Here is a 16,975-nt window from a genome sequence, read left to right as displayed (position 1 = left end):
CAGCCGCTACCAAATTGATCAAATCGATACTATCTTTGACAAAAATAAAACTGATCTATATGACTACGCACGACGCGAGTGCCCATGAGCCACATTGACCTGAACCTGATCCGCACCTTCGTCACCCTTTACGAAGCCCGCAGCGTCACCCTCGCTGCCGAGCGTTTGTTCGTCACCCAGCCTTCGGTGAGCTATGGCCTGGCGCGCCTGCGCGAGCTGTTCGACGACGCCCTGTTCAGCCGCACCCGTGACGGCATCCAGCCGACGTTCGTTGCCGACCAGCTGTACGCGACGCTGCGCGACGCACTGACGCGCATCGAAAGCGCCGTGCAGAGCACCCGCCAGTTCGACCCTGCCAGCACCGAGCGCAGGTTTCGCATCGCCCTCTCCGACCTTGGCGAAATGGGCTTTTTGCCGCTGATTCTGGCGCGCCTGAACCGCGAGGCACCGCATGCCGAGGTCGAAGTGCTGCCCTTGCAGGTCGACCAGGTGGGCGACTGGCTGGCCAGTGGCAAGATCGACGCTGCGATTTGCCGCCCACCCGTGCCCGGCACCCGCAGCCAGGTGCTGATGCACGAGCGCTACGTCTGCCTGCTGAGCAGCGCCCACCCGCGCATCGGCGACAGCCTCAGCCTTGAGCAGTTCGTTGCCGAGCGCCACATCACCGTCACCCGCACCACCGGCCACGGCAGCGTCGAGGATGTGCTGAACAGCATGCAGGTGCAGCGCCGCATCAGCCTGCACGTGCCGCACTTCTCGGTGCTGCCCAAGATCATCCCCGGCACCGACCTGCTGGCGGTATTGCCAGCCCAGATCGCCAGGCTGTTCATGCAGGACGGCGGCTTGAAGATGCTCGAGTTGCCCTTCCAGGTGGCCGCGTTCGATGTCTCGCTGAACTGGCACCCCAACAGCGACAACTCTGCCGCCCTGCAATGGTTTTGCGCGACGGTCGCCGAGGCGATCATCGATGGCCAGGCCTAGGCGTCGACCATGGCGGGCTGCGCCGGCCTTGCCGCTGGCCTGAGCAACAGCAGGCAACCTGCGGCCAGTACGAAGACAATGGCGAACACCCCGTACAGGTGCAGCGGTTGCCAGCCACCATCGAGCAACACGCCGGCCACGGTCGGCGACAGGATGGCGCCGATCCGGCCGATGCCGATGCCCCAGCCCACCCCGGTGGCGCGCACTGAAGCGTCATAAACCACCGGCGACAGGGCATACAGCCCCGCCACGCAGCCGTTGGAGAACAGCCCGATCAGCAGCCCCAACGCCAGCGCTGCGCTGACCGATGAACCGCTCGCCACGAACAGCACCAGCAGCCCGGCGGTGATCAGCATGAACATCGACAACACGCGGCTCAGTGGCCAGCGCGACGACAAGCCACCAATCAGCGCCGCCCCGAGGATGCCGCCAACGCTCAGCAGCACCCCGCCGGTGATGCCCTGCTGCGCCGACAGGCCTGCGGCAACCAGCAGTTTTGGCGTCCAGCTCATGACGAAATAGAACCCGAACATCACCAGGAAGAACAGCAACCAGATCACCAGGGTGGTGCGGCGCATGTCGGGTGTCAGCAACTGCCTGAACCCGGTGGCAGCGCCTGGCACCATGAGCTGTGGCGCCGGCAATGCTGACAGTGCCGGCTGCCCCAGTTTGGCCGCCAGGCGGTTGACCCGCGCCAGGGCATTACGCGGGCGACGCGCCAACAAGAAGTCCAGCGATTCCGGCAGCCACAACAGCACCAGGGGGATCACCAGCACGGTGACGATGCCACCGAACAGAAACACCGAGCGCCAGCCCCAATGGCCCAGCAACCATACCGCCAGCAAGCCGCCAAGCGTCGCGCCCAAGGCATAACCGGTGGACTGCAGGCTCACCGCCAGGCCGCGCCAGCGTTTGCTGGCATATTCGCTGGCAATCACATTGCTGCTCGCCAGAATGCCGCCAATGCCAAGCCCGGTCAGGCCGCGCAGCAGCGCCAGTTGCAACGGGCTCTGGCTCAAGGCCGAGAGCAGCATGCCAATACCGGAGAGCGCAAGGCAAAACAGTATCAGCGGGCGCCGGCCGAAACGGTCGGCCCACGGCGCGATGAACAGCGACCCGGCCGCCATGCCGAACAGGCCGGCGCTGAGCAACAGCCCCACCTGCGCCCCGCTCAGGCCCCACTCTGCAGAAACCGAAGCCGCCGTGAAGGCCATCACCAGCACATCGAAGCCATCGATCATGTTCAGCACGATGCAGATACCAATGGCCAGGCACTGGAATCGGCCCATCGGGTCATTGTCCAGACGCTGCTTGAGGTCGGTGTTCATGGGGTCACCTGCCGGCCGATGCTGACCACAGACGAGAGAGAAGACGTGCACACGCAAGGCGAGCAGCAGAAACCGTGACGGTTCCACGCCCGTGATAAGCCATTCATGACTGGACCCTTCTTGTAATTGTTGTCGCGCACGGCCGGAGGGCTCTGGCCGTCGTCAGGCGCTAATCAACCAGATAATGGATCCATAGACAATATGGTGAATTTTGGCTAAACCACCACACGGCACAGAAATTGGCAGTCACCCAAAAATATCTATTATTTTTACGAGTATTTTCAATTATTTATGAATTTAGCAATTTTTAGTTTTTCCGTTCGTTTACCGCACACCTGTTTTTATGGATCCACAAAGTACCTTTCTGCGAGCCATTCATCACGCCAACGAGCGCAGCCATGAACAAATCTTCATGTTGCCCGTAAGCACCCTGATCACGGGGGCCAACGGCCGATCGCCAGCCCCCGCCAACGCCTGCCTGCCTTGAGGGAAAAGGACGCGTTGCGTAGCATCGCCGGCCCTGGGGCCGCTGCCCGGCCACACCGCTACCCCTCAGAGTTCCCCATGCCCCAACCCATCCCCCTCAAGGACCACGAAAAGGAAAAGCACCTGGTCAATCGCCGGCTACTGGCCTGCGCTGCCCTGGTCTTCAGCCTGGTCGCCGTCCTGGTGGGCCGCCTCTATGTGCTTCAGGTCGTGCAGCATGACCAGCAAAGCGCCGTGTCGGAAAACAACCGCGTGCACGTGCTGCCCATCGCCCCCGAGCGCGGCCTGATCTACGACCGCAACGGCGTGGTGCTGGCAGACAACAAACCCAGTTTCGACCTGACCATGACCCGTGAACGGGCAGGCGATTCGGCCAAAGTGCTCGATACCCTGGCGCAGGTCCTGAGCCTGACCGAGGATGACCGTAAACAGTTTGACAAGGACCTGCGCCGCGGCCGCAAACCGTTCGAGCCGGTCACCCTGCTGGTCGGCTTGAACGAAGAACAGATCGCCCTGATTGCGGTCAACCAGTTCCGCCTGCCAGGCCTTGATGTAGAGCCGCAGTTCATTCGCGAATACCCCCTGGCCGAGCATTTCGCCCATTCGGTGGGGTATGTCGGGCGCATCAACGAAAGAGAAGCCAAGACCCTCGACAGCACCGAGTACCGGGGCACCCAGTCGATCGGCAAGACCGGCATCGAGCACTTTTACGAAAGCCAGCTGCACGGCCAGGTGGGCTACGAAGAAGTCGAGACCAACGCCCAGGGCCGGGTCATGCGTGTGCTCAACCACAAGGCACCGACCCCCGGCAAGGACATCACCCTGAGCCTGGATGCCCACCTGCAACTGGCCGCCGAAAAAGCCCTGGGCGATCGACGCGGCTCGGTAGTGGTACTGGACCCGGCCAACGGCGACGTGCTGGCGATGGTCAGCAACCCAAGCTTCGACCCCAACCTGTTCGTCAAGGGCATCAGCTTCAAGCAGTACGCCGCCCTGCGCGACTCGATCGACCGCCCGCTGTTCAACCGCGTATTGCGCGGCCTGTATGCGCCGGGTTCGACGGTAAAACCGGAAGTGGCCATCGCCGGCCTCGACAGCGGCGTGATCACACCTGGCAGCCGGGTATTCGACCCGGGCTACTACGAACTGCCCAACTACGCGCACAAGTACCGCAACTGGAACCGCAGCGGCGACGGCTGGGTGGACATGTACACCGCGATCATGCGGTCCAACGACACCTACTTCTATGACCTGGCGCACAAGCTGGGGATCGAGCGCCTGCACGATTACATGGCCGAGTTCGGCCTGGGGCAGAAGGTGTCGCTGGACATGTTCGAAGAAGCGTCCGGGCTGATGCCGTCCGCCGAGTGGAAGCGTGCCACACGGCGCCAGGCCTGGTTCCCCGGCGAGACGTTGATTTTGGGTATCGGCCAGGGCTACATGCAGGTCACCCCGCTGCAGTTGGCCCAGGCCACCAGCCTGCTGGCGAGCAAGGGCGTGTGGCACCGCCCGCACCTGGCCATGACCGTGGGCGGCGAGACGCCGGTCGACCCCAACCCCATGCCCGACATCGTGCTGCACGACAAGCACGCCTGGGACCAGGTCAGCCAGGGCATGCAGATGGTCATGCACGACCCACGCGGCATCGCCCGCGCTTCGGCAGCCGGCGCCCAGTACCGCATCGCCGGCAAGAGCGGCACGGCGCAGGTGGTGGCGATCAAGCAGGGCGAGCGCTACAACCGCAACAAGACCCTGGAGCGGCACCGCGACAACGCCCTGTTCGTCGGCTTTGCACCGGCTGATCACCCGAGTGTGGTGGTGGCGGTGATGATCGAGAATGGTGAAGCGGGCGGGCGCGTGGCGGGGCCTGTGGTGCGTGAGGTGATGGATGCCTACCTGCTGGATGAGCAGGGGCATCTGAAACCGGAGTATGCGGGGAATGTGGCGAGCAAGGCGGTGCCACATAGTTAGAGGGGGTTGTCGCGCAACATCACACGAACCCGGCTGATTGCGATTGGGGAATTGATGGTGAACAAGCGGCGTGACCAGGCGCAGCAGGCGCTGGATAACCGGGTGGTGCGGCTGTCGATCTGAGAGGTGCGTTGCCAGTACCCGCGAAGAGGCCAGTACTGGCAACTCAAAATCTACGTGCGGTCACCTCCATGATCGTCTCCGACATCATGATCGGGACCGTCGTCCGCGCCGTGCCCTACACCGTGGGCCTCTCCCACATTGTGGTTGGCCTCATGGTTGGCACCATCATCGGCCCCGTTACGTCCGCTGTCACCCCGACCTGAGCTGGCATGTCCGCCGCCGTCGCCACTGTGTCCGCTGCCACTGCCGCCATGGCCACCGCCACCGCCACCGCCGCCACTGCCGCCGCCACCACCGTGGCCTCCACCTCCACCTCCGCCGCCATGGCCACCACCACCGCCACCATGACCGCCACCTCCACCGCCGCCATCCTTCGCATACGCACTGGACGCACCGCCCATGGAGTCAGGCACCAAAACTGCCGACGCTGACAAAACCGCGCCGATCGCCAAAGCCAACAAGTATTTCTTGAGCATGATGTGCCTCCGCTTGGAGTAGCACGGGGTTGCACAGGGCACCCCATGAGTTCCGGCCCCCCCCGTGGGGCGACCTGCAACCAGTGCGGCCTTCCATCTGCAGCGAGTGAACGAGGTCCTTCAGGGCCAGCTGGCCAGTTATTGCAAAATGTTTCTTACGCCCTGAGCGTAGTCATGCCGCCCGGCTTGTCGCCGACCAGTCATCCGAATGGCGCCTAAACGGTCGCTGTGCGCGGCATCAGGTCGTACGGGTGCTTCCAACCGGGTGTGCCCTTAATACGCGCTTTCCAGGCCTCGATATGGGTGAATTCGGCCAGCGCGATACCGGTGTCTCCAGGCATGAACACATACCCCGCCAGCGATAGGTCGGCGATGGTCAACCGCCCGCCGACCATGAAGGGGGTTTTGGCCAAGTGCGCATCGACGATGCGATAGGCCGCCGTGGCGCGGTCACGCAAGAACTTGGTCACCTCCGTTTCGCCCATCTTTTTCAGGCAGTAGATGAACCGCAGCGCCGCGTAGTAGCTGGTGAACTTGTGGTTGTCGAACAGCATCCAGCGCCAGATTTCACGTTTCTCGTCCTCATCGCGCGGGCCAAACTGGCCGGTCTGTTCGGCCAGGTATTCGAGGATCAGCGCGGATTGGGTGAGCGACTTGCCAGCGTGCTCCAACACCGGCACCTCGCCCTGCTCGTTCACGTCATCGCGCCAGGATTGCTCGCGGGTCTGGCCGTTGAAGAAGTCGACGAACACCGGCTGCCAGGCCTGGCCGGTGAGTTCGAGCATGAGGGCGACTTTGTAGGCATTACCGGATTCTGCGAAGCAGTGAAGTTTGTATTCGGACATGGCAGACCTTCAGTTTCCTTTGAATGATCGTTGGCTGCTGGGGGCCGTTGCATGGGCCAATCACCGGCCAACCGAGCAAATCACGAGCAACTCGCAAAGGTCAATTCAAAACCTCCCACGACCCGTCACTCCCGTTATATGCCCGCCGCGTGCGTCGTGCGACAGTGAGGAAAACAACACGGATAAACCCCATGTACAGAAACACCTCTACCCCTGCGGACGACAACGGTTGCGGCTGGTTCCACCTCAGCCCCCGGCGCCAGCCCTGCGCCGCGCATCGGGGGCGGAGCGAAGCGCGCTGGGTGGTGCTCGGTGCCGGCTTCACCGGCCTTGCGGCAGCACGGCAACTGGCGCTGCATCACCCCGACGACGAGATCATCCTGGTGGAAGCCCAGGAAGTCGGCTTCGGCGCCTCGGGGCGCAATTCGGGCTTTGCCATCGACCTGCCCCACGACATCGGTGCGCCTGACTACATCGGTGAGCTGGCCACTGCGCGAATGAACCTCAAGTTGAACCTGCGCGCGCAGTCGATACTGCACAAGCTGATCGGCCAACACGGCATCGACTGCCAGTTACGCCCGGACGGCAAGTACCAGGCCGCCGTCGAAGACAAGGGCTTGGCCGTGCTGGAAGCCTACCGCAGCGGCCTGGAAAAACTCGGCCAGCCCTACCAGATGATCGATGCCCATGACCTGCCGGCACACCTCGGCACGTCGTTCTACCGCAAGGCGCTGTACACGCCCGGTACCCAGTTGCTGCAGCCGGCCGCCCTGGCCAAAGGCCTGGCGCAAAGCCTGCCCGGCAACGTGACACTGTACGAACACACCACCATCACCCGCCTTGAACAGGGCTCGCGCATCACCCTCAAGCACGCCCACGGCGAAATCGTTGCCGACCAATTGCTGCTGACCAACAACGCCTTCGCCTCATACTTCGGCTTTTTGCCGGGCCGGCTGCTGCCGATCTTCACCTACGCCAGCATGACCCGCCCCCTGAGCGAAGACGAACAGGCACGCCTGGGCGGCAAGGCAAGCTGGGGCATCATCCCCGCCGACCCGTTCGGCAGCACCCTGCGGCGCACCCCGGACCAGCGCCTGCTGGTGCGCAACAGCTTCAGCTTCAACGCCGACGGCCGTGCCAATCAGCGCCACTTGCAGCGGGCCGTTCGGCAGCACCGGGCGTCGTTCGAACGGCGCTTCCCGATGCTCTTGGGTACGCCGTTCGAGTTCACCTGGGGCGGCGCGATGTGCCTGTCGCGCAACCACCTGTCGCACTTCGGCACACTGGCACCCAATGTCCATGCCGCGCTGTGCTGCAACGGCCTGGGGATTACCCGGGGCACCGCTACCGGTACCTTGCTGGCCGATTGGCTGAGCGGTGAACGCGACGAACTGATCGACTTCCTGCTGAGCTCGGCGGGGCCTAACCGCAACCCACCGGAGCCGCTGCTGAGCATGGGCGTGAACCTGAACCTGCACTGGGGCCAGCGCCGTGCCGGCCTGGAAAGCTGACAAGGAGGCATCATGCATAGTCTGGGTATTCTCGGGGTCGGCGAGCTGACCGAAAAAGTGGTGATGGGCCTGCGCAGCAGTGGTTTCGACGGCGCGATCCTGCTGTCGCCACGCAACGCCCAGCGCGCCGAAGCGCTGGCCCACACGCAAGGTTGCCAGGTACTGCCGAGCAACCAGGCGGTGGTCGATCAGGCCGAGCTGGTGATGCTGGGCGTGCGCCCGGCAGCGCTGGCACAACTCGCCAGCGAGGTGCGCCTGCGCCCCGGGCAACGCTTGCTGTCGTTGGCGGCGGGTGTGGGCCTGGCACAGTTGCAAGCGGCCTTCCCTGCGGCCCACTGCGTGCGCGTGATGCTGTCTTACGCGGCGCAACACAACCAGGCCACCGTGGTGGTCTGCCCGCCGGACGTGCCTACCGAGCAGGGCCTGGGCGCGCTGGGCAACCTGGTGGTGCTGAAGGATGAAGCCGCGTTCGAGCTGGCCACGGTTGCCGCGTGCATGAACGGCTGGTTCTACTTCCTGTTGCACGATTTGCAGCAATGGCTGACCGACAAGGGTCTGCCGGCTGCCGAAGCGCGTGCTCTGGTGCTGGGCAACCTGCACGACTGTGTGACCAGTGCCCAGCGTCAGCCCGAGCACACGCTGAAGGCGTTGGGGCAGGCGATTGCCACGCCAGGCACCTTTACCGCCGATGGGCTGGCGGTACTGATGCATCAGCCAGTGAGTGCCAGCTGGGGCGCGGCCTGCGAGGTGGTGCTGGATGGGCTGTTGACGCGGTCCAGGTAACGTCCTCTTACGTACCGTCCGCTTGCCCGGCCAGTGCAACCTTGGGTGGCAGCTGCAACAAGCCACGCGGCAAGCGGAAGCCTTTGAAAGGCTGTTGGGTAATCGGGTTGAAGGCTTTTTCAGCATTCAGCCGATAGCGCATCACGCCGTCTCCGGTCCTGAAGCTCAGGTCCACGCTGGTTGCGGTGCGCCCATTGAGCGAGCCGCGGCTAAGCAAGCGGAACATCGACCAAGGCCCGCGGTACTCCAGGCTGCTGCTATTGCCGTTCTGCCGGAGCAACGTAAGGTTGCTGCGCACTTTGCGCCCCAGGGTATTGGGCCAGACAACCCCGCTGATCTGGCTTGGACCATGGGTGTAAGCAATCAACTGGCCATCCAGGTCCAGCAGACTGGTACGCTGATTGGCGCTGAGCCCCAACGGCTCGATGCTGAATTGCACACTCAGGTTGCCGCGCTGGTCGAAGAAGGTCTCGCGGATGCGGTCTGCCAGCGCCAACTGTTCGATCACGTCGCTGCGGATCAAGGACTGCCCCTGACCTGACTGCAGGGCTTCGAGGTTGTCGTTCAGGAACACCTTCAGGTACTGATCATTGAACTGTTGAAGGCGACCCTTCGGCCCAAAGAACGCCTCGAAGTCTTCCAGAGAGGCATCGGGCGCTTTCACCACGAAGGGGTAGCGCCCCGCCAGGCGTTGCTGGAAGAAGCTGTACACTTCAACGTCCCAGCGTCGCTCCAGTTCACGCAACGCTTCCACGTTCAACACCCGCGCGGTTTGATCCGCGACTTTTCTTACCTGGAAGTTGAGGGGTTCCGGCAACCCCGTCGCAACACGCTGCAAGGTACCGATCGGGTCGTGCCCCGTCATCGAGAAGCGCTGATGCACCGCTTGCAGGGCTGCCTTACCTCGGTCGGGGCTGTCCTGCACCGCCTTGGCATAGTCGTGGACGGCGGCAATGGCGGCGAGCGTTTCATCGTAGTAACTCGGTTTATCGCCTGTTGACTGCAACATGGCACTGAGGCCCGCGAATGCCCGCTGAATCGCTAACGTCTGTTGTTGCGCGGGTGGGCGACTTGCAGGCTGCAGCGCAGCAGCCTCACTCGGCGCTTCAATGCCTGCTGCCGAGGACAGCGACGTGTTTTCGCGCACGGTATCCAGCAGCCGCTGCAGCGGCGCCGCAGGCCCCGTCAGCTGTTGCAGGATCACGACAGCATGATCCAGGTCGCGAAAGTCAGCCACCGCAAACGCATTCAGGGCACGCCGCCAGCTGTCGATGTAGTCGGTGCTGTACAGATTGCGCAAGCGTTCGCTCAGCGCCTCCCGGTCGGCGTCCGAATAGTCAAGTTGAGCGCGTTCGCCGAGGGCCCACTGGTCGATCATCGCCATCTCGGCGAACCGCTGGCTGCGCGGTTCAAAATACGCCGTGTAGCCTTTGGCGGTCAGCATGGGGGCCAGCAGAAGGTTATCCTCCCGTCCGGCCCCTGCAGACGGTTGGTAAACCACATCGAACGCCGGGCCCACCTGGTGACGCAGGTCCAAGCCGATGTGTAGCTGCTCCTGGGCCTGTTGCTTGAGGCCTGCATACACCCGCTGTGGCAACGGCACCTTGCGCAATGCCTGCTGCACTTCACTGACCCGCTGGCGGAACTGCGGCAGATCTGCATCGGCATACGCCAAGGCATATTCTAGGTGCTGCATGAGGTCGCGCTGCAGCTGCCCCTGGCCTGGAAACGCCTGTTGCCACTGCCGTGCCATCCACACCTCGACCCATTCAGGCCGGCGGCTCTTGCGGTCTTCGAGCATACGGTAAACCCTGAGCGCCGCCATTTGCTGCTCACTGCCGGGGGGCGCCGCGTTCATGGCATCGATCACTCCGCTGGCCAAGGCCGGCAAGAAGCGCTTGGAGAGCAAGCTCAGGTAGGCTTCGTCCACCCGGGGCCCGATGGCGCGGCCCTGATACAGGCCCAAATCCGCCACACCAGGCCACGCAGCACGGTAATCGCCAAACACCGATACCGCATCACGGATCTGGTCCAATGGCTCCAGCAAATTGCGGCCGGTCGGGTCCAGGCGCTGATCCACTTCGTGATGGCTGTACTCCCGGCTCTTGGCAAGCACCCCGGCGGCCTTGGTGCCATTGATATCGAAGTAGCGTTGCCAACTGGCAATGGCGATGCAGAACGCAAGCAGGCCTACGCCAGACCCCACCCACAGCAATTGGCGCTTGCTGCGAGCCACCTTGACATTGTCCCCGGCAAGGCCGGCCTCCTGGTAGATCACCCGCGCAAAAGCCCGTTGGACGAAGTAGACCAGCGCCTTGCCTGGCGCCTTACCTTCACGCAAGGGAAGCTTCGTTTTATAGGGCTGAGCCGCTTCTCGGATGAAAGCGTTACGCATTTCGCCTTGCTGCGTGACGGATGACCAATACACACCACGGACCAAGGCCGGGGTGGTGAAACGGTCACTCGCCAAGGCCTCGCGTAGAAACCCTAGCAGTATCGGCCGCAGCCCGATCAACTGCGCATGCAAGGAAAACAGCCGTGCGCGCAGGGGTGCACTGCCCACTGAATCGATACGGTCCACGACCTGCTCGAACAGCTGGCAAATCAAGCGATCGTAGTGTTCAGCGTATTCGTCCAGCCAGGCGTCGAACGCTTCGACCGCATCCAGCTTGAACGTGAACCCCAGCATGTTTGCGCGGCTGGCCGCTGAGAGCTTGCTGTAGAAAGGATCAAAACCATCGAGCAGATCGAATTTGCTGAGCACCACATACAGTGGCAAGCGCGAACCCAGCTGACTGCTTACCTCGTGCAAGCGTGTGCGCAACACATGGGCCAATGCCGTGCGTTGCTCAGGTGACCCATGCAACAGCCCGGGCAGGTCGACAACCAGCAACAAGCCATTGAGCGCTCTCTGGCTTCTATTGCGCAGCAACCAGCCCAACAGATGGCTCCACAACTTGCCCTGGGTGCCTTCAGATACCGCGGGCTCACTGTTCGGCGAGCTTGCCAGCGCGCCCTGACTGATGAAGGCGCCGGGTGGGTCGATGATCACTGCATCATTGCTGATCCACCACCCCACCGGGTAAGCAAGCGTTTCGGCCTGCCGGCCGCGTGCCTGGGCCTTGTCGATACGCGTCAGGGAAAAACTCTGATCGGTGCAATCGATGAAGCTGCTCTTGCCGGCATGCTCATCACCCAGTACCAGATACCACGGCAACCGATACAAAGCCCGTCGACCGCCTGCATTGTCCAGATACCGCGCAAGGCCCTGGTTCAACGCCTTCTCTTGGGCGTGGACGAAGGGCAGCGCAGGGTCCGACTCGGCAGCCATTGCCAGAGCCTGCTCAGCTTGCAGGCGGCGAAAGCGCGCACGCAGTATGACCAGCCAGCACACCAAGGGCACCAGCACGAGCACCAGGCTCGCCAGACTTCGATGGGCCACGCTCGCCAGTGGCTGTTGTTCACGCCATGTCCAGTGCGGGCCAAGCCACCAGATGGCAACCAACATCAGCGCAGCGCCAATAGCCAACAGCAGCGGCAGTGCCAGGCCAATGCGCGTAGCCACCGGCAAGCCCCAGCGTTTGAGTTGCTTCCATAGTTGATTCATGAGGGCTCTTGGTCCTTGTTCTGGTTGGCCAACGCTGGGGCTGTGGCGTATTGCTGGAGCCGCTGGAACACCTCAGGCTCCCAGGCGTCGGCGGTGGTTTGCTGCATCGTGCGGGCCACACCGGCGCACAGGTCCTGGGCCAGCCAGGACACGCCCCGCGCCGCCAGCACGTCAGCAGCAATCACGGTGGTATGGCAGCGATCACGAGGGGCACGAAAATCCGCCTGCAGCGCTTGCAAGCGGAGCAGAACCGGCTCTACGCCGCCGCTTTCCAGTTGGCTGACCAACTCCTCGCGCAAGCCGCTGAACTCATGAGTGGGGGCACCCTGCTCGCCCTGCCCCTGACCGCCCTTGAGCCAAGCCAGGCATTGGTCATCGACAAATACCCTGCCGTCGCTGAAGCCCAACTGCTGCAGGGCGGGCATACGCTGTACGAACCGCGCGGTGGTCGCGCGGATCGCCTCAGCGACCTCGCCCATCGCCAGCCGCGAAGCGGTAGTCGCGGCCAGAAAACTGCCGCGAATCCAGAAGGGGCATGCCGCCACACTCTTTTCGATCCGCTGCAGCAACCCCGGGTCAATCACCGTGCCGGCGATAGCGTCTTCGTAGGCCCCTGCTATATCCAACGGAACCGCCATCAGTTCCGTACGGTTGCCGCCCTGCCTGGCTTGGGGTGCTGCCTGGAGGTGCGCCCACAAGCCAAAACGACGTAACTGATAGCCGGTCGGGTCGTACGGGTCCTGTTGATTGATGAGCTCGGCCATGGTCAACACGGACCGCCGTGTCTCTCGCTCGTTGCCCATTGATACACGTGGCATGGGTGTGGCGATGACCTCGGCCAGCGGCGCAACATCAATGCTTGCCGCAGGCGCCTTGGGTGCAGCAGGCTCGCCGACGCCGTCGGCAACCGCCGTGTGTTTACTAAGCAAGCGCTGCAGTTCGCCCAGCAGGCCCGCGTCCAGTTGGGCGATGCCCTGCTGCTGTTGCAGGCACGTGAACGCTTGCTGCGCCGCCGCCGCAAGCGCCGGCGTATAGGTGAAGCGGTCAAGGCGCGGCAACGCTTCGATCAAGCGGTTGAGCATCAAGGCCGCCAGCTTGCGTTTGCCCAGGAAACCTTTAGGGCCGGGCTTTGGATGAGCGGGTTCCCAGTAGTGTTCGACCATGCCGGCCAACAACGCCAACGTGTAGCCCCAGCGCTCCCAGCAGCCACTGCGCAACCACGCAACACTGAGGTGAGAGACGATGCGCAGGTGCTTGCATTGCTGGCTCAGGTAAAGCCGGGACGCCTCTTCAATGTAAACCCAGTCGATCGAGGCTTCCTGCAGCCCGCCCAGCTTGACCATCTCCTGGTCAATGGCCTGGTAGGTTTCGTCCTCCACATCGAACAGCCCAGCAGGGACCGCCGGATCAATCGGTGCAAGCAACCCAGTGATGTGCTGCGCAGGCACTTGCGCTACCACCGGCATGTGCTTCGCACCTGGCGGATCAAAGGGTCCAGACCTTGCGCATCAAAAATCAGCCCATCGACTTCGTTGTGATCACTCACAACTTCGATGCGCTGCGCCCCTATCAGCTGCTTGATCTGCTCGATCGCCGGCAAACCTCGCCCCGCGTCGAGCACTTGCCCGTTCTCCATCACCTGCCAGGGCGTCGCATTCGTAGACCCGCCTTCCCCCTTCAGCCGCACAGTCACCCAGCTGGCGCCGATGGGCTGCCTGGCAATCAACTGCAGGCGGGAGATGTGCTGTATGCAACTGATGGCCAGATAAGAAGGGTCATCGCCTGAGGCAATGGCGGGGGCCGAAATGACCCATTCAGGTGCGCGTTCACTGCCCTCGCTTTGGCTGCCAATGCGAAACGTCAGGTCATCTGCCGTACGTGTGGCCTCATTTGCCATCACCCGTAACACGCTGGTTGCCTCCAGCTCCGGTGCTGACCACTGTTTTTTCGCCTTGTGCGCAGGTGTGCCGGCAGCCTGGTCGAAACAGGCCAACCGCTCGATGTTAGACACGATCGCGGGGCAGTCCTGAATAGGGCTTGCCAGCACCGGCTGCAGGAAAAACACCAACGAAAGACCGGCGACATATGCACAGCGAATTATCATTCCAAGTTCACTCTCTACAAACAGAACAAATGCCCTACATAGCCGTGCACACTTTTCCTACAAGCACGCACCAATAAACGCACTCACACACAGCCGACCCAAATAAAATCACCACGAGCCTAGTACATAGAACCAACTGCACACAAACAAATATTCGCTTACATTTTCCCGCTCGACCAAGAGACATTATTTACTGCATGGTTTTTATAGGCCACCGACAACTATATAGAGCCAACCATTGAAACTTAGGAAATTTCCTACAAAACAAGTATCGCAATTAAACACGCGACAATACGGACCTTGCAGAAAACGATCAAAAACAACCAGTGAGTTAAACGCCAATGTCAAAAAACACAGGCTCTGTAGCGCCTAAAGAGCGCATAAACATCAAGTATGTTCCTGCCACCGGGGACGAACAGGCCGAAGTAGAGCTGCCGCACAAAATGCTCGTCCTGGGCGATTTCGGCTTGGATGACAGCCGGGCGCTAGAAGACCGCGCGGTCATGCGCATTGATAAACACAGCTTCAACAACGTCCTGAGCGAAGCCGACGTGCGCCTGAATATGTCAGTGCCCTCCCTGCTCAGCACCGCCCCCGACGCCGAGCTGGCGGTCAGCCTGCAGTTCAAGTCCATCCATGACTTCGGGCCGGACCAGATCGCTCGACAGGTACCCGAACTGAACAAACTGTTGGAGCTGCGCGAGGCGCTGGTCGCCCTGAAGGGCCCGCTGGGCAACGTGCCGACATTCCGCAAGCAACTGCAACACCTGTTGAGCAATGAGCAAACCCGCAAGCAGCTCGCCAAAGAACTGGACCTGGTGCTTGAGGCGCCAAAAGAAGACTGAGACAACGGAGCGAACCCATGCCAAAGCAAAACAGCACTACCGTCGCCGTTGATACCCCTGCCGAAACGTTGAGCCCAACCACGCTGCTTGACCAGATCATGGCGCAAACCAAATTGGTGCCTGCGCAAGAAGGCTATCAGGTCGCCCGGCAGGGTGTATCTGCCTTTATTGCCGACATCCTCAAAAACCATGACCCAGAGCAACTTATCAATAAGCACCGTGTCGACCAGATGATTGCGGAACTGGACCGGGTGCTCAGCAAGCAGATGGACGCCATCGTGCATCAGCCCGCGTTCCAGCAGCTTGAGTCTTCATGGCGCGGGCTGAAACTTCTGGTCGACCGCACGGACTTCCGCGAAAACATCAAGCTCGAAGTGTTGCATGTCAGCAAAGCCGATTTGCTCGATGACTTCGAACATGCGGCTGATATCACATCCAGTGGCATGTACAAACACGTTTACACCGCCGGTTACGGGCAATTCGGTGGCGAACCGGTTGCGGCCATGGTGAGTGACTATAACTTCGGCCCGTCCTCACCGGACATCAAACTGCTGAGCTACATGGCCTCGGTGGGCGCCATGTCACATGCGCCCTTTCTCGCAGCGCCGTCCCCCGAATTCTTTAACTTGAGCAGTTTCGAAGAGCTGCCCAATCTCAAGGAAATCAAAGATATTTTTGCAGGGCCTCGGCATGCCAAGTGGCGGGCTTTCCGTGAAAGCGAGGACGCTCGTCACGTGGCCCTGACCGGGCCGCGGTTCATGCTTCGCTCCGTCTACCACCATCAGGACCAGCCGATCAGCAGCTTCAACTACGACGAGAACATCGACGGCCGGCATGATAACTATCTCTGGGGCAGTTCCGCGTTCCTGCTGGCCAGTTGCATCAACGACAGCTTTGCCCGCTACCGCTGGTGCCCGAATATCATCGGCCCACAGTCGGGTGGCGCCGTCGAAGACCTGCCGGTTCATTTGTACGAATCCTTGGGCCAGTTGCAGGCCAAGATCCCGACCGAAGTGCTGATCTCCGATCGCAAGGAATTCGAGCTGGCTGAAGAAGGCTTCATCGCCCTGACCATGCGCAAAGACAGCGATAACGCGGCGTTCTTCTCCGCCAACTCGGTGCAGAAACCCAAGCACTTCCCGAAAACCGCTGAGGGCTTGCAGGCCCAGACCAACTACAAGCTTGGCACCCAGTTGCCCTACCTGTTCATCGTCAACCGGCTTGCCCACTACATCAAGGTGCTGCAGCGCGAACAGATCGGCAGCTGGAAGGAACGGCGGGACCTTGAATCCGAGCTCAACAAATGGATCAAGCAATACGTCGCCGACCAGGAAAACCCTTCCGCCGATGTTCGCAGCCGCCGCCCGCTGCGTGCAGCCAGGGTTGAAGTCTCGGACGTTACCGGTGACCCGGGTTGGTACCAGGTTTCACTCGCCGTGCGCCCGCACTTCAAATACATGGGTGCGAATTTCGAGATTTCCCTGGTCGGGCGGCTCGACACGCAATGAGCGCCCTTTTCGATCGCTTGATGGCGGACCAGTCCACTCCCCGAGAGCCGTCCCGGCGGGAGAGCGCTTCGCAAAAATTCGCCGCCATCAAACGCCACCTTGAAACCTTGCTCAACGCCCGCCAGGGGTGCTCGCAGAGCAGCCCTGACCTGGGCCTGCGTGACTTCAACGGGCATGACGTGAGCAGCGGCGAATTGCTTGCGCAAGTGAGCGCGGATATTCGCCGCACCCTTCAACGCTACGAGCCACGCATACAGCTGCGCACCCTTAAAGCCGTGCCCGATATTCACGCCCCACTGGACTTGCATTTCAGGTTGGATTGCAACGTACAGGTCAACAACCACACGGAGCAGCTGCAACTCGAGCTGCTGGTCAACGGGCACAACCGTTACACCCGAGTGAGGTGA

The 16,975-nt window shown here is 61.9% G+C and carries 14 protein-coding genes and 1 pseudogene; 10 read left to right on the top strand and 5 right to left on the bottom strand.

The genetic code is table 11. From position 1 onward, the window contains the following. Positions 1 to 84 precede the first annotated feature (84 nt). A complete protein-coding gene (locus LJX93_RS10500) occupies positions 85 to 981 on the top strand; it encodes a LysR family transcriptional regulator (protein ID WP_227697155.1) in 897 nt (298 codons plus the stop codon). On the opposite strand, the gene LJX93_RS10495 is transcribed toward LJX93_RS10500, so the two are convergent. Further along, on the bottom strand, positions 978 to 2,309 hold the full coding sequence (locus LJX93_RS10495) for an MFS transporter (RefSeq protein ID WP_227697154.1): 1,332 nt from the start codon (positions 2,307 to 2,309) through the stop codon (positions 978 to 980). The two genes, LJX93_RS10500 and LJX93_RS10495, sit on opposite strands and share 4 nt — an antisense overlap. A 564-nt stretch (positions 2,310 to 2,873) precedes the next feature. Here LJX93_RS10495 and mrdA point away from each other — a divergent pair. From mrdA to LJX93_RS27475, 4 genes and pseudogenes are all read left to right on the top strand, one after another. Next, positions 2,874 to 4,766, top strand: a complete 1,893-nt coding sequence (gene mrdA / locus LJX93_RS10490; RefSeq protein WP_033697218.1) for a penicillin-binding protein 2 — start codon at positions 2,874 to 2,876, stop codon at positions 4,764 to 4,766. 3 nt (positions 4,767 to 4,769) lie between these two features. Continuing rightward, positions 4,770 to 4,889 (top strand): annotated as a pseudogene (locus LJX93_RS10485) (sigma-54-dependent Fis family transcriptional regulator); the annotation flags it as partial. 68 nt (positions 4,890 to 4,957) lie between these two features. Beyond that, positions 4,958 to 5,092 (top strand): hypothetical protein, encoded by a 135-nt coding sequence (locus LJX93_RS27295; protein ID WP_256577332.1) that lies wholly within the window; start codon positions 4,958 to 4,960, stop codon positions 5,090 to 5,092. Positions 5,093 to 5,098: 6 nt separating this feature from the next. Beyond that, entirely contained in the window at positions 5,099 to 5,320 is a 222-nt protein-coding gene (locus tag LJX93_RS27475) for a hypothetical protein (protein ID WP_410011016.1), read from the top strand. A gap of 260 nt (positions 5,321 to 5,580) precedes the next feature. On the opposite strand, the gene LJX93_RS10475 is transcribed toward LJX93_RS27475, so the two are convergent. Then, positions 5,581 to 6,210 carry a glutathione S-transferase family protein gene (locus tag LJX93_RS10475; protein ID WP_227697153.1) on the bottom strand — a complete coding sequence of 210 codons (630 nt, stop codon included), beginning with the start codon at positions 6,208 to 6,210 and terminating at the stop codon, positions 5,581 to 5,583. A gap of 191 nt (positions 6,211 to 6,401) precedes the next feature. Between LJX93_RS10475 and LJX93_RS10470 the strand changes: the two genes are divergently transcribed. Both LJX93_RS10470 and LJX93_RS10465 read left to right on the top strand, forming a co-directional pair. Beyond that, positions 6,402 to 7,721 (top strand): NAD(P)/FAD-dependent oxidoreductase, encoded by a 1,320-nt coding sequence (locus LJX93_RS10470; protein WP_033697215.1) that lies wholly within the window; start codon positions 6,402 to 6,404, stop codon positions 7,719 to 7,721. Positions 7,722 to 7,733: 12 nt separating this feature from the next. Next, positions 7,734 to 8,504, top strand: coding sequence for an NAD(P)-binding domain-containing protein (locus tag LJX93_RS10465; protein WP_227697152.1), 771 nt, complete (start codon positions 7,734 to 7,736; stop codon positions 8,502 to 8,504). A 7-nt stretch (positions 8,505 to 8,511) separates the two neighbouring features. Here the strand turns inward: LJX93_RS10465 and tssM are convergent, their stop codons facing one another. From tssM to vasI, 3 genes are read right to left on the bottom strand one after another with little or no spacing between them, the layout of a single operon-like run. After that, positions 8,512 to 12,111, bottom strand: coding sequence for a type VI secretion system membrane subunit TssM (gene tssM, locus LJX93_RS10460; protein ID WP_227697151.1), 3,600 nt, complete (start codon positions 12,109 to 12,111; stop codon positions 8,512 to 8,514). Beyond that, the gene (tssA, locus tag LJX93_RS10455) at positions 12,108 to 13,577 is read right to left on the bottom strand and encodes a type VI secretion system protein TssA (protein ID WP_227697150.1); all 1,470 of its coding nucleotides are present in this window, start codon (positions 13,575 to 13,577) and stop codon (positions 12,108 to 12,110) included. Before tssA ends, tssM begins: the two co-directional genes overlap by 4 nt. After that, complete coding sequence (vasI, locus tag LJX93_RS10450; protein WP_227697149.1) at positions 13,565 to 14,215, bottom strand: type VI secretion system-associated protein VasI; 651 nt, start codon at positions 14,213 to 14,215, stop codon at positions 13,565 to 13,567. The genes tssA and vasI overlap by 13 nt, the downstream gene beginning before the upstream one ends. Positions 14,216 to 14,556: 341 nt before the next feature. On the opposite strand from vasI, the gene tssB reads away from it, so the two are divergent. From tssB to tssE, 3 genes are read left to right on the top strand one after another with little or no spacing between them, the layout of a single operon-like run. After that, positions 14,557 to 15,060, top strand: a complete 504-nt coding sequence (gene tssB / locus LJX93_RS10445; RefSeq protein ID WP_186660765.1) for a type VI secretion system contractile sheath small subunit — start codon at positions 14,557 to 14,559, stop codon at positions 15,058 to 15,060. 17 nt (positions 15,061 to 15,077) lie between these two features. Then, the gene (gene tssC / locus LJX93_RS10440; protein WP_227697148.1) at positions 15,078 to 16,568 is read left to right on the top strand and encodes a type VI secretion system contractile sheath large subunit; all 1,491 of its coding nucleotides are present in this window, start codon (positions 15,078 to 15,080) and stop codon (positions 16,566 to 16,568) included. Then, positions 16,565 to 16,975, top strand: coding sequence for a type VI secretion system baseplate subunit TssE (gene tssE / locus LJX93_RS10435; RefSeq protein ID WP_227697147.1), 411 nt, complete (start codon positions 16,565 to 16,567; stop codon positions 16,973 to 16,975). The genes tssC and tssE overlap by 4 nt, the downstream gene beginning before the upstream one ends.

The sequence above is a fragment of the Pseudomonas sp. HN2-3 genome, from assembly GCF_020691745.1.
In the GTDB taxonomy this organism is placed as follows: Bacteria; Pseudomonadota; Gammaproteobacteria; order Pseudomonadales; family Pseudomonadaceae; genus Aquipseudomonas; species Aquipseudomonas capeferrum.
Note: the sequence above shows the minus strand (reverse complement) of the source record. Positions and strands in the feature narration are given on the sequence as shown.